We start from the raw sequence: 12,388 nt of genomic DNA on the forward strand, positions 1-12,388 counted from the left end.
GATTTCCATGGCGCGTTTCCCCTGGGGCTGGATCTGTTTGATTTCCAGCAGCCCCTCTCCTGTGCAGATTACCACGCGTTTGGTATTGCTGAAAACGACCGTACCTGGTTCGACATCCAATACTTGAGGTTCCATTTCCAGTGATTCCTGTGCGGCCGGGGAGAGTTTTTCGACATCCAGAATCAGTAATCTGAGTGGTTCATGTCCGGACTGCAGCAGAAACGAAAACGGGCTCGGCCAGGGTTGCATGGCCCGTACATGGCAGGCAATCTGCTCGGCGGACTGATTCCAGTCGATGGCGCCTTCCTGCTTGTCGAGTGTGGGAGCGAACGTGGCGGCTGCATGATCCTGTGGGGTTTCAACCAGTGTTCCCTGCTCAATCTGATCCAGAACCTCCATGGCGAGGGGCGCAGCCAGTTCCGCCAGGCGATCCTGTAACATGCCGGTGGTTTCTTTCGGGTTGATTAACGTTTCCACCATGGCTGCGACGGGACCGGAATCCAGGGTCCGTTCGATCCGAAACAGGGAAACGCCGGTGCGGGTCTCTCCATTACGAATTGCATAAAGAATCGGAGCAGCACCCCGATAGGCGGGTAGAAGCGAAGCGTGCAGATTGAATGCACCCAGGCGGGGCAGATCCAGCAGTTTCTGAGAAAGGATCTGTCCATAAGCGGCTACGAGCAGTACATCTGCCTGCAACTGGCTAAGTTCCTCCAGGGACTCTGGTGTATTAATTTTCGCAGGCTGGAAAACGGGGATTTCATGCTCCAGTGCGAGTTCTTTCATCGGGTTTTTATGGCGATGATGTCCCCGACCGGTGCGATCAGGCTGCGTATACAGGCCCAGCACTTCATGTTGTGATTGGATGAGCGACTGGAATGCAGGGATGGCAAAAGTGCCGGTGCCCATCATGACCACTTTTAATGCCACTGTGGTGTCTCCTCATTGCGGATCGTTCAGGAAAATAATTGCAGCTAAGAGTTCGGGCTGGACCCACAGTTGAAGAGTAAACGGAATGCACCTTGAACGATGACACAGGCGCTAAGGTCTCAGCCCAGTTCCTGTTCGAGTTGCGCCAGTTGTTTGCGAATTTCTTCATTAGACGGGTACTCTCCCGTTTCCTGTTTGTGGCGAAATTCTGCTTCAAAATCGGCAATCAGAACATCAATTTCATTGCGTTTGGCTTCAACCATCCGATCAGGAAACATGATGCCTTCAATATGATCATGTTCATGTTGCACGGCCCGCGCTGCGAGATCATCCAGAGTGATTTCAAACAGCTGACCATCCAGATCATAAGCTTCGACAGTGATTTCTTCCGAACGTTTCACATCGCCATAAACCTGCGGCAGACTCAAGCAGCCTTCTTCCCCCTCGGCGGTCCCTTTGCGTTTCGTGATCTCCGGGTTAATGAACACAAATTCTTCTTCGGTTTCATTGGGATCCGAAGTGAGATTGATCACAAACAGGCGATAGGGAAGTGCGACCTGATTGGCAGCCAGGCCGATGCCGCGTGCTTCGTACATGAGATCAAACATGTTCCGCACGATATCGCGCAACTCGGGTGTGATGCTTTTGACAGGTTTGGATTTCCAGCGAAGGGCCGGATGAGGATAATTGACGATTTGCAAAGCAGGCATAATAGCAGATACCCGGCAGGGTATGATATACAGACGGAGTTCTTGAAACCAAAGACCATCATTTTGTACGCAAGGTATGCGCAGCATTGATGACGGATAACCATTAATACCTGTATATCAAGGCTGAACTGCAGATACAATCCATATGTCCGCGAACAATTGCTTTGTTGCAGTATTTTGTGCCGCGCGGACCGGGATCAGTACGGGGCGCAATTTTACCGGCCACTCGGCCTGAACCAGGCCGGGCTGACATTGCGCCCGGGAGTAGTGAATTCCCGGAAACCGTTAATACATCGGCAGTGGATCCAGGGGAGCGTATGCTGTGGTAGGTACAGATCCCTGGATTACTGGTGCACCGGCGGTTGACTGATAGGTATCGTAAGTGTTGTAGGCTCCCTGAGGTGCATAAGTAGGAGCACCAACACCGCAATTACCGGTTGAACAGCCGCCACCACTGAAAGGTGCCATTGTGGGGCCGTAATTACAGCTGCCACATGAGCCATATCTTCCGCACTGGCAACCTGTTGTCAGGGCGATCAACGCAAGACCCAGCATCGTAATTCCGAAACGTTTCATGAGTTCAATCCTTTTCTTCTACAAAATAGCGAGAGAAAAATTCTATCGCTGAAATCAAGCTTTCATCGGGGAAAATCAGTTTTTTACGAAGCAGCAGCTGCTGCGAAATTTTTGAAATCAAATGGAATCAGGCTGGAAGAGACTCCCGCCCAATGTGCAGTAAATCCGCCGGGATGGCGTCCGGAGTTGTTGGAGAATGCTGTCAGGTCATCTCTGATTTCATTCACCCCCCGGTTTAAGGCAACCGTGGCAGAATGCTGACTTCTCCAGATCTGCAGCCCGGGGCTGAAACCTTCAAAGTTTCCAGAGATAATGGTTTCCCAGCCGGTGGAGAGTCGGTTAATACTGACTGAGAATTCGCTTCTCAATTTCCACCAGCGAAAAAATGTATCGAGTGAAGTCACCCAGACCAGCGACATCTGTTTGCGATCCAGATGAATGTCTTGAAATAACTGCGTGAGTTCTCCGCGGGAGCTGACGGTAGACAGTGATACCGGTAACCCCTGACGGTATCTGCTGACCAGGTCAATCCGCAGTTTTCTCTGAGTTTCTGAATTTGATGCCGCCTGCCATTCTGCTTCCGATTTGCAATGCAGTAGTTCCAGCGAGACTGGTAAGGGGCTCATTACATTTGAGAATTCTCGAAAATCATTACCAAGTGCAGATTCGTCATAACAGATCACGCCCTGGTAGGGATAAGGATAATCACCCAGACGGATCCAGGCGCCTCCCGACTGTTGAATACGTGTTTTCAATTGAACCACAAACTGTGAGTTGAACTGTTCGACACCCGTGTTGGCTTTCTTCGCCAGTTCCGGAATCGTGCGGCCGGTACCGGTTTTATTATTGAATTCCGCCAGATCAATGATGGGGATTCTGCAGCGAGAGAGAGTCTGCAAATCCTGCTCATTGAAGCATTTCTGCGAACCAACCAGCAGCAGGTTCCAGCGGGTTGACTGATATCCCAGCAGCTGTGCCAGATCGTCCTGGAGTTCTGTCACCGGCAGTCCCATTTCGCACAGTCCTTTTACGACAGGAGTCGAAACTCCAGCCAGCAGGATCGGATAATCCGGTAAATGACGCGAGACGGACATGGTTTCAATAATCTTTGTAAGAAAGGGAACGGGTTGCTGAATGATTTGAATTTCTTCAAGCAACAGATCACTGTATTAGTAACTCGAAGTGTTATTTATGAATCAATTGAGGGGTATCATCGTGGGAGGTGAGTGACCAGCCTATAGAACAGGCGCAGGAATCACTAATGTGCGGCGGGAAGATATTGCTTTTCCAGAATCAGGTCAATACGAAAGAATGAAATGAAATAAAAAAGCGGCAAACCTTTAATCTTTTTTCAATTTTCAATCTGTTTTTTGAAAAAATAATTTTTCATGAGCAGCGGAATCAGAGCAGAATCGAGGTGGGAGAAGTGACCAGCATGTCCACCGGATTCTTGAAAGGGGTAACGTTTTCTGCTCTCGAAACCTCAAAATGAAACGTGAGAAAGACAGCGAACAGGTACCATGAATTTCTCTTTAAAATTGGGGTTGGTGAAAATCAGGAATGCCATCTATAATCCGCCCCTCGCGAAACAAATGGATTGGTTAGCGAGAACAACTTTCGTAGAACTACTGAGATGTCAAACAGTTTCGTTCCGGGCGAGAGCTTGAAAAGTGAAACTTTTACTGACTGATATTACAACAACGTCTAAGCATGGAGGCGCGGCGTGGAAACAGTTCTGGTTATTGGACTTGATACGGTTGCCGGGGCAAATATTGCAACCTGTTTATCCAGTCGATATCGGGTTGTCGGATTAACTTCAGCTTCACCAGTTTCCATCCAGGGATGTGAAACTCAAACTTATCTGGAAGACGATGTCGAAACAGCCGAGCACTGGCTGTCGATGGTGCGTCCCAACTGGGTGGTCTATTGTGGCGTTGCCGCAAATTCTGCCTGGACAGTCGATCCTGAGAAGTTTGCGACAAAGGATCCCGTGCTCGCAGCGCGAAACTGGGTGAATGCTGCTGAGTTGCATTCAGCCCGCTTCACACATATTTCTTCTGATGCGGTATTTACCGGGCCCTGGATGTTCCATGAAGAGGAGTGTCAGGGTTTTTGTGAAAGCCGTCAGGCCGAAGTGCTGCGTGCCATTGAACGTGAAGTCAGTCTGTGTGACAACACGCTGATTATCCGAACCAATGTGTTTGGCTGGACTCCTGCTGCTTACGGTCAGGGTCAGGTCGAAAGCCTGGTGCAGTCTCTGGAAAACGGGTCATTTTCCAGTCAGGACTGTTATCGGCATGCCACTCCTTTGCTGGCAACAGATCTGGCAGCGATCATCGAACACGCGTATCAGGAACGCTTGACGGGGACCTTCCATGTGGCTGGTGGCGAACGTATCAGCCCCATCGAATTCGTGCAGCGCCTGGCGGCCACTTTCGGGCTGACGGTACCGATGCTTCCCCGGGCGACCGTTTTAAATGAACGGACCACCGGTTTTGCCAACGGCGAGACTTCACTGCATACACGCAAAATCCGTCGGTCACTCAGCATTTCGATGCCGATGCTGGATGACGGGTTACAGCGTCTGTTCGATCAGAAGCACAATGGTTATCTGAACCGGTTAAACAATGCCCCCGTTCGACTCTACGAGCAGGAAATTGCTGCCTGATACGAGTTGCGGAACCAAAAATTGAAAAACCCCTTGTCAGTTTTGATAAGGGGTTTTTCTTTTATTTCAGGCCAGAATTTTTGTGACGATCTTTGCGGGATTGACGCCGATCAGTTTTTGATCCAGTCCCTGGAAGCGGAACGAGAGCCGATCCGGATTCAGTCCCAGCAGATGCAGGATTGTCGCATGCAGATCATAGACGGGAACTTCATCTTCGATGACATTGAAGCCAAAATCGTCAGAGCCGCCGATGGTTGTTCCTCCTTTGATCCCGCCACCGGCGAGCCACATGGTAAAGGCATTCGGATGATGATCGCGACCATCATTCCCCCCCTGTACCATTGGTGTGCGGCCGAATTCTCCCCCCCAGACGACAAGTGTGTCTTTTAGCAGACCACGTTGTTTGAGGTCTTTGACTAATGCAGCTGAAGCCTGGTCGGTCGCTTTGCAGTTACTCTTTAATCCGCTGACCAGCCCGCCGTGCTGATCCCAGGATTCATGAAACAATTGCACGCAGCGAACCCCCCGCTCTACCAGTCGGCGGGCCAGCAGGCAATTATTTGCGAACGAGGTTTTACCCGGTTCAGCACCGTACATCTCGAGGGTTTCCCTGGTTTCCTGTCCCAGGTCCATCACATCAGGGGCACTGGACTGCATGCGATAGGCCATCTCGAAGGAATTGATCCGGGTGGCAATTTCAGGGTCGCCCACCTGATCAAGGTGATTCTGGTTCAAGGCCTTGAGCGTATCCAGTGAATCTCGTTGCAGCTGGGCAGAGACTCCGGGTGGATTCTGCAGGTAGAGTACTGGTTCCTGTCCGCCTCGGAACATGACACCCTGATGCGTGCTAGGCAGAAAGCCACTGCCCCAGCAGGAACTGCCGCCACTGGGACCTTTGTTTCCGGAACTGAAGACGACAAAACCGGGCAGGTTTTTCGATTCACTTCCCAGCCCGTAGACTGTCCAGGCACCCAGGCTGGGTTTGCCGAATAACTGGGATCCGGTAAGGGCCTGAATCTGGGCTGGTGCATGGTTGAAGGCGTCCGTTTTCATACTTTTTACGATGGCGATGTCATCGACGACTTCTGCGAGATGAGGCAGTAACTCAGATAATTCTGCCCCACATTCGCCATGTTTTGCAAATTTAAATTTAGGGCCGAGGAATTTGGAATTCGGATTGATAAACGCGGCCCGATAGCCTTTCAGCAGGTCTTCCGGGGGCAACTTGCCATCAAATTTGCCCAGAACCGGTTTATTATCGAACAGTTCCAGATGACTTGGTCCACCGCCCATAAACAGGAAGATAATATTTTTCGCTGCAGGGGGATGGTGCGGCTGACGGGCTGCCAGTGGATCTTTCGATGGATCAGACTTTGAGCCGGCGGCGTAACCAGATTCCTGCAGCAGTTGATTGACGGCGATTGCTCCGACTCCCATACCACATTGTTGCAGAAACCAGCGACGCGCGATGGGATGTGCCGGATGATTTATGTTATTCATCTGTATCACCTGTTTCAGATTTCTTTTTTGATGATCGGTTTGATTATTCTTTGGTGATGGTCTCATCCATGTTGAGCAGCACCCGTGAAAGCGCGACCCAGGCAGCAAAATCAGTTGTCGATTCTTTGAGCTTTTTTGTCGCGGTGATTTGCGTTGCTTCTTCCGGATGTTCGTGGAAGTATTGGCGCTGCCTGTTGAGAAAGCGAGTCAGTACCTGCTTTTCTTCAGCAGCGGGATACCGGGATACACAGCGTCGGAACGCTGTTTCTATCCGGTGGTCTTCAGAATCCTGTGGGGATGAGAGTACTGTCTCTGCAAGACTGATGGCACATTCCATAAACAGGGTTTCATTGAGGGTCGTCAGAGCCTGCAACGGTGTATTGGAACGGGTACGTTTGACGGTCGAGATATCGCCGTTGGGCGCATCAAATGCCTGGAGCATCGGGTACGGGACTGAGCGAAAGCGGAATGTATAAATCGCTCGCCGATAGCGGTCGGCATCTTCTTCCACGTTCCAGGTCTTGGGGCCATAGCTGGCTGGTTTATCGAACAGGAAAGCAGGAGCAGGCGGATACACCGAGGGCCCGCCGATTTCGGGGTTCAAAAGTCCGCTGGCTTTCAAGGCGATGTCCCGCACGATTTCGGCATCGACACGATAACGCGGCCCGCGGGCCAGCAGGCGATTGTAGGGATCTTTGGTATACAATGCGGGGCTGACCCGGGATGACTGTTGATAAGTTCGGGAAGTCACAATCAGTGTATGCAGCTTCTTCAGGTCCCAGCCTTCATCCATGAACCAGACAGCCAGCCAGTCCAGTAGTTTTCGGTGCGTCGGTGCTGCGCCCTGGGATCCCAGATCTTCACTGGTCGTCACAATTCCCTGCCCGAAGTAGGCCTGCCAGACCCGGTTTACAATCGCTCGGGCCGTCGTCGGAGATTGTCGGTCGACGAGCCAGCGGGCAAAAGTCAGCCGATTCACGGGGCCATCCGTCGGGAGTGAGTTCAGAAAACCCGGCACACCTGGTTGCACGACCTGTTTTTGTTTAAGAAAATCGCCACGATCCAGCAGATGTGTCTGGCGGGGCTGAGGACGTTCCTGGTAGACCAGCTGCGTCGTTCCTTCCGGATGCTGTTTCCAGATCGCTTCAATTCGTTCGTTTTCTGTTTTCCACTCAGGGACCGTGGTTCGCCAGTAACTGAAAACCTGGTCCTGCTGGCGGGATGTTCGCTCGGCGTCAGGAATCGCCAGGATTTCCCTGACATGATCAGGGACGGGATCTGCCTGGGCTTGCGGGCTGTTGCTCCAGGAAATCCGAAAGCGGCCGAGATTCATTGTCTGATTGTTGTCACTGTTCCAGCCCCCGTGCATCTGCACAAGGCTGATGGTTAATTTACTGCCCTCTTGGTAACCAAATGGTTTCTCGGCACGAAAGACCGCTTCGTGGGGCTGATTGAGTCGTCCCGGTCCCGCGTCGATTCCCCAGGCAGTTGAGTTGTCTCCGTCAATCGCATAGCTGACAGGCCCGGTAAAGCCGCGCACTCCTTTTTGATCCTCGTAAGGAAAATTCAGCTGCAGTCGAGGATTACTGAAATCGGCGGTGGCTTCCGTGAACTTGATAGTGGTTTTCTGTGTTGCATCCTCTGTATTTTCGACGTTGAGTTTGATGTCTGTTAAGGCACAGAGACCGGAGATGGCGCGACCGGGGCCTCCTGCCGGCAGATTGGGGTGATTTAACAGTTCGAGTCGGATGGCAGTGATCTCGGAAGCATCGATCTCGGCTTCAAAGTTCGAAGTGAACCGGGAAGGCGCATAACCCTGTGCCAGCATGGAATGATCGGGCTGTTCCATATAACGCTGGGAATTACTGTCGACATTTTTCAGTTTCATTACATGCCAGACCGGTTGATTCTGCTGCACCTGCTTTTCCCATGCGGCCAGTCGTTGAGGCCAGTCGGGCATTGATGTTTTGAGCGATCTTTCGATGGAATCGATTTCGGTAAACAGTTTTTCTCGCTGCTGTTGTTCCTCGTCGGTATAGCCTCGCATGCTGGCTTCGTACGAGTTGTTGATACAGGCGAAAATCTGATAGTAATTTTCGTGTGTCAGTGGATCGTATTTGTGGGAATGACATTGGCTGCACTGCAGGGTGAGACCGAGAACACTTTTCCCGATCGTGTCCATGCGGTCGAACATCGCGGCCATGCGAAACTCTTCCGGGTCGATGCCCCCCTCTTCGTTGAGCATCGAATTCCGCATGAAACCAGTGGCGATTTTCTGATCCTGTGTTGCCTGGGGCAGCAGATCCCCGGCGACCTGTTCGATGATGAACCGATCGTAGGGCATGTTCTGATTCAACGCATCAATGACCCAGTCACGATAGAGCCAGACTTCACGGGGGGCATCTTTTTCATAACCGTTGGAATCGGCATAGCGGGCGGCATCGAGCCAGAGGCGTCCCCAGCGTTCTCCGTAATGGGGGGAAGCTAAGAGGCGCGCGACCTGTTTGCGGTATGCATCGGTGCTTTTGTCAGCCAGGAAAGAATCGATTTCCTCGATGCTCGGCGGCAGGCCGATCAGGTCCAGGCTCAACCGTCGCAGAAGCGTTGTTCGATCTGCCGGTCTGGAGAAAGACAGTTGTTGCTGTTCCAGTTTTTCCAGAACGAAAGCATCAATCGGGTTTTGAATTAATTCCTGTTTCGAGACAGCAGGTATCGCGGACTTAACGGGTGCTTGAAAGGCCCAGTGCGAGGCCCAGGGAGCACCGGCTTCAATCCACCTTCGAATTTTTGCGAGGTCGGAAGCGGTTAGTTTTTTTCCCGAATCTACGGGGGGCATGCGTTCGCTTTCGTCAGTCGCCGTCATGCGTTGATAGATCAGGCTCTCAGCGGGTTTGCCGGGGACAATCAGGGATTGCCCGTTGTGATCTGCGAAAACGGTTTCTTTCAAATCAAGCCTGAGTTCCGCTTCACGATGTTCCGGATCAGGGCCATGACATGAGAAACAGGCGTCAGAAAGCAGAGGACGGATATCTGTCGCAAAGTCTAGAGGCTGCTCGGAAGGGGCAGGCGTTCCTGCCTCTACGTTTTGAGACAGAAAACAGACCATTACCACACTAGAGACTGCGAACAGATTGATCGTTCGAGCGGCCATGAACTTCTCTTTCGGTCTACAGAGAAAAGCAAGAAATCAGCACCGTTACAGGAAAAAAGCGAGGCGGCTTTGACAAAACATGAAGTCTGGTCAGGCAGGCTGCAAACCCGGATTTTCTGTGAATCGGAATGATTTCTTGATCTCAAAATCAAACACGAGTGAATACCGGTCCGCCACTTTCCTCAAAGTGGGGGTAGCTCATTGTGGTACTAACACTTTCTGAGCAGGTGACTTAGGAGTACGAGTTCTGAGCCCGGCTCCTGTTTTCTCTTTTGTAATTATACGAACTTCGATTGAGGAAATTCAAGTTTTGTCTCTCTGGAGCAGGGGGAATCGCAGCACATTTATATGAAGCTCCCTGCAGAAACCTCACTGTATATTAATCAAACACTCACAATAGGCCTGTTTTGATCAATTTTGCTACGCATTATTCACTTCTTCTTAACTTAACGGGGAGAAAAAACTTCACAGTCTCACGATACCGTATGCCCATCTGAGAAATTCAGCCGGCAAAGTAATTTTTCAGATGCTGGTTATCCAGTCGAATTCGAAGTGAGTGAGTTTTAAAAGATCAAGGGGGGGAAGCAGCTCAGTTTCATACATCCAGTGCCAAGCTGATGGGGATGGCCTGTTTCTTTCAAAATCAAATTTAATTGTCTTAAGCCTTCATTGTTCGCGTAACTGTACAAACCACTTTTTCAAAAAACAGGAAACACAATGCAAAAATCACGTGCTCAAAACACGAAACGATCAGGTTTTACCCTGATCGAACTTCTGGTGGTGATTTCGATCATCGCTTTACTGGCTGCTCTGCTGATCCCGGCAGTATTCGCAGCGCGAGAATCTGCACGTTCTTCGCAGTGCAAAAGCAACCTGCGTCAGTTCGGTCTTTCCATGCATTCTTTCGCATCAACAGACCCCAGCGGTCGTTATTGTACCGGTGCTTATGACTTCCGTCGTGACGGATGTCCTGACACCTGGGGCTGGGTCGCCGACATGGTTAACAGTGGTGCCGGTCTTCCACAGAAGATGCTGTGCCCTTCTTCCACTCTGCTGGGATCTGAAAAGCTGAACGACATGATTGGTGCCACCAACACCAGTAACAAAGACTCTGCTCCGCTGGCACGTCTGAGTGAAGGCGTTTGTGGATCTTGGACCAGTGGAACCGAAGAAACGCCTGCTCGTATTCTTCAGGTTGCCAAGCTGCTGGAAGATGGTTACGGTACTAACTACGCTTCCAGCTGGTATCTGGTACGTTCCGGTGCGAAGACTAACGCTGGTGTGACAGCTTCTGGTCTGAAGGGATTTGGTGGTTCACTGGGGCCGTTGACCATTCGTCGTCTGGATTCTTCCCGCGTTTCTTCTTCTGCTGTTTCCTTCATGGGGTGTGGAGCTCCTGGTGACGTGGGCGAAGCTGTTCTGTCTGACTCAATTCCCGGTTTTCTGGATGCGGGTGAACGTCTGGCTGAGTCATTCAACGATGGTCCTGCCCGGTGGGATGGTACTGCACTGGCTCTGATGCCTGCCGGTACCAATGTTGTGAATGCCACTCCTGTTGAACTGCCCGACCCGAACCGGATTGGTACACCTGGTACTGACGGGTTCCTGTGGTTGCAAGATTCACGTGACTGGTTTGCATGGCACGGTCGTGGCCGTAACAAGATCTGCAATATCCTGATGGCTGACGGCAGCGTTAAAGCGATTGTCGACCTGAACGGCGACGGCTTCCTGAATCCTGGTTTCCCGGCTTCTGGTACTGGATCAGGTTACACAGATGGTACAGTTGAACTGCGTCCTTCTGAGTGCTTCTCCGGTCCCTGGCTGGATGCTCAGATCACTAAAGGTAACTTCGAATAATCGAAGCCCTGACTCAACTGCTGATGAAGTAAACTGCGAGTGGCTGGAACAGAACCAGTCACTCGTTTTTTTATTGACACTCTTCTTATGAGAGGATGTTTTCGATCACGTGACCGTGGACATCGGTCAGACGACGATCAATGCCGTTATGCCGGTAGGTCAGTTTTTCGTGATCAATACCGAGTTGATGCAAGATCGTTGCATGCACATCATAGCACATGGTGGGGTTCGCCGGATCAGCGGGTTTGAATGACCATTGGTCCGATTCTCCGTATGTCGTGCCCCCTTTGATACCACCCCCGGCGAGCCAGTTGGTGAAAACAAACGGATTGTGATCGCGTCCTTTGCTGCCTTGACTGCAGGGCATTCTGCCAAATTCCGTGGTCCAGAGGATGATCGTATCGTCGAGCATGCCCCGCTGTTTCAGATCTTTGATCAACGCGGATGCTCCAATGGACATGCCCCGGCCTAATGGCCAGTGATCGCGTTTGATGTCTTCGTGCGAATCCCAGTTGCGACGGGGATGGCCGTTATCGGCGCCCGACCAGATCTGCACGAACCGCACACCCTGTTCCAGCATGCGTCGCGCCACCAGGCAGTTTCTACCGAAATACGCAATCTCTGCGGCTTCGCTGATGCCTTCCTGTACTTCGAAATCGACGAAATCCAGACCGTACCTCTGCAGCGTGCTTTTCGTTTCACCTGAAAGATCGAGAACTTCCGGTGCCTGCAGCTGCATTTTGGCTGCGAGTTCATAGGATTGAATGCGGGCATTCAGACGTGAATCACCGGCGCGTGTCTGTTGATGTTGTTGATTGAGCTGTTTGAGTGCTTGCAAAACATCGCGATCACTGTTTCGTGTGACGAAATCATTCTCAGGGGGAAATAAGTTCGAAATGGGTGTTTTGGAATTCGGTCGAATCATGGTTCCCTGGTTACTGGCGGGCAGAAAACCGGCTGACCAGTTGGCAGCACCGTTAGGAGCAAAGCCACGCG

General features: G+C 51.4%; 9 protein-coding genes. 2 read left to right on the top strand and 7 right to left on the bottom strand.

Going from position 1 to position 12,388, the window contains the following annotated elements; all coding sequences use genetic code 11:
* From fmt to AACZ40_RS23955, 4 genes are all read right to left on the bottom strand, one after another.
* Positions 1-930, bottom strand: a 930-nt coding sequence (gene fmt / locus AACZ40_RS23940; RefSeq protein WP_339676129.1) for a methionyl-tRNA formyltransferase, incomplete at its 3' end; no start/stop codon positions are given.
* A 119-nt stretch (positions 931-1,049) separates the two neighbouring features.
* Positions 1,050-1,640, bottom strand: a complete 591-nt coding sequence (def, locus tag AACZ40_RS23945; RefSeq protein WP_291166407.1) for a peptide deformylase — start codon at positions 1,638-1,640, stop codon at positions 1,050-1,052.
* A 285-nt stretch (positions 1,641-1,925) separates the two neighbouring features.
* Entirely contained in the window at positions 1,926-2,216 is a 291-nt protein-coding gene (locus AACZ40_RS23950; RefSeq protein WP_291166405.1) for a hypothetical protein, read from the bottom strand.
* An 83-nt stretch (positions 2,217-2,299) separates the two neighbouring features.
* On the bottom strand, positions 2,300-3,310 hold the full coding sequence (locus AACZ40_RS23955) for a hypothetical protein (RefSeq protein ID WP_291166403.1): 1,011 nt from the start codon (positions 3,308-3,310) through the stop codon (positions 2,300-2,302).
* A 629-nt stretch (positions 3,311-3,939) separates the two neighbouring features.
* Here AACZ40_RS23955 and AACZ40_RS23960 point away from each other — a divergent pair.
* Positions 3,940-4,884, top strand: a complete 945-nt coding sequence (locus AACZ40_RS23960; RefSeq protein WP_291166402.1) for a sugar nucleotide-binding protein — start codon at positions 3,940-3,942, stop codon at positions 4,882-4,884.
* 66 nt (positions 4,885-4,950) lie between these two features.
* On the opposite strand, the gene AACZ40_RS23965 is transcribed toward AACZ40_RS23960, so the two are convergent.
* On the bottom strand, positions 4,951-6,384 hold the full coding sequence (locus AACZ40_RS23965) for a DUF1501 domain-containing protein (RefSeq protein WP_291166400.1): 1,434 nt from the start codon (positions 6,382-6,384) through the stop codon (positions 4,951-4,953).
* Positions 6,385-6,427: 43 nt separating this feature from the next.
* Positions 6,428-9,535, bottom strand: a complete 3,108-nt coding sequence (locus AACZ40_RS23970; protein ID WP_291166398.1) for a PSD1 and planctomycete cytochrome C domain-containing protein — start codon at positions 9,533-9,535, stop codon at positions 6,428-6,430.
* A gap of 717 nt (positions 9,536-10,252) precedes the next feature.
* Between AACZ40_RS23970 and AACZ40_RS23975 the strand changes: the two genes are divergently transcribed.
* Positions 10,253-11,392, top strand: a complete 1,140-nt coding sequence (locus tag AACZ40_RS23975) for a DUF1559 domain-containing protein (protein ID WP_291166396.1) — start codon at positions 10,253-10,255, stop codon at positions 11,390-11,392.
* 85 nt (positions 11,393-11,477) lie between these two features.
* Here the strand turns inward: AACZ40_RS23975 and AACZ40_RS23980 are convergent.
* Positions 11,478-12,388: DUF1501 domain-containing protein (locus tag AACZ40_RS23980; RefSeq protein WP_339676135.1), on the bottom strand; the 911-nt coding region annotated here is incomplete at its 5' end.

The sequence above is a fragment of the uncultured Gimesia sp. genome (assembly GCF_963972345.1).
Lineage (GTDB): Bacteria > Planctomycetota > Planctomycetia > Planctomycetales > Planctomycetaceae > Gimesia.

What these genes read in the sequence shown, in the direction of transcription:
- AACZ40_RS23970 (WP_291166398.1), bottom strand. Translation starts at nt 9,535, where the DNA reads ATGGCCGCTCGAACGATCAATCTGTTCGCAGTCTCTAGTGTGGTAATG.
- AACZ40_RS23950 (WP_291166405.1), bottom strand. Translation starts at nt 2,216, where the DNA reads ATGAAACGTTTCGGAATTACGATGCTGGGTCTTGCGTTGATCGCCCTG.
- AACZ40_RS23965 (WP_291166400.1), bottom strand. Translation starts at nt 6,384, where the DNA reads ATGAATAACATAAATCATCCGGCACATCCCATCGCGCGTCGCTGGTTT.
- AACZ40_RS23975 (WP_291166396.1), top strand. Translation starts at nt 10,253, where the DNA reads ATGCAAAAATCACGTGCTCAAAACACGAAACGATCAGGTTTTACCCTG.
- AACZ40_RS23955 (WP_291166403.1), bottom strand. Translation starts at nt 3,310, where the DNA reads ATGTCCGTCTCGCGTCATTTACCGGATTATCCGATCCTGCTGGCTGGA.
- def (WP_291166407.1), bottom strand. Translation starts at nt 1,640, where the DNA reads ATGCCTGCTTTGCAAATCGTCAATTATCCTCATCCGGCCCTTCGCTGG.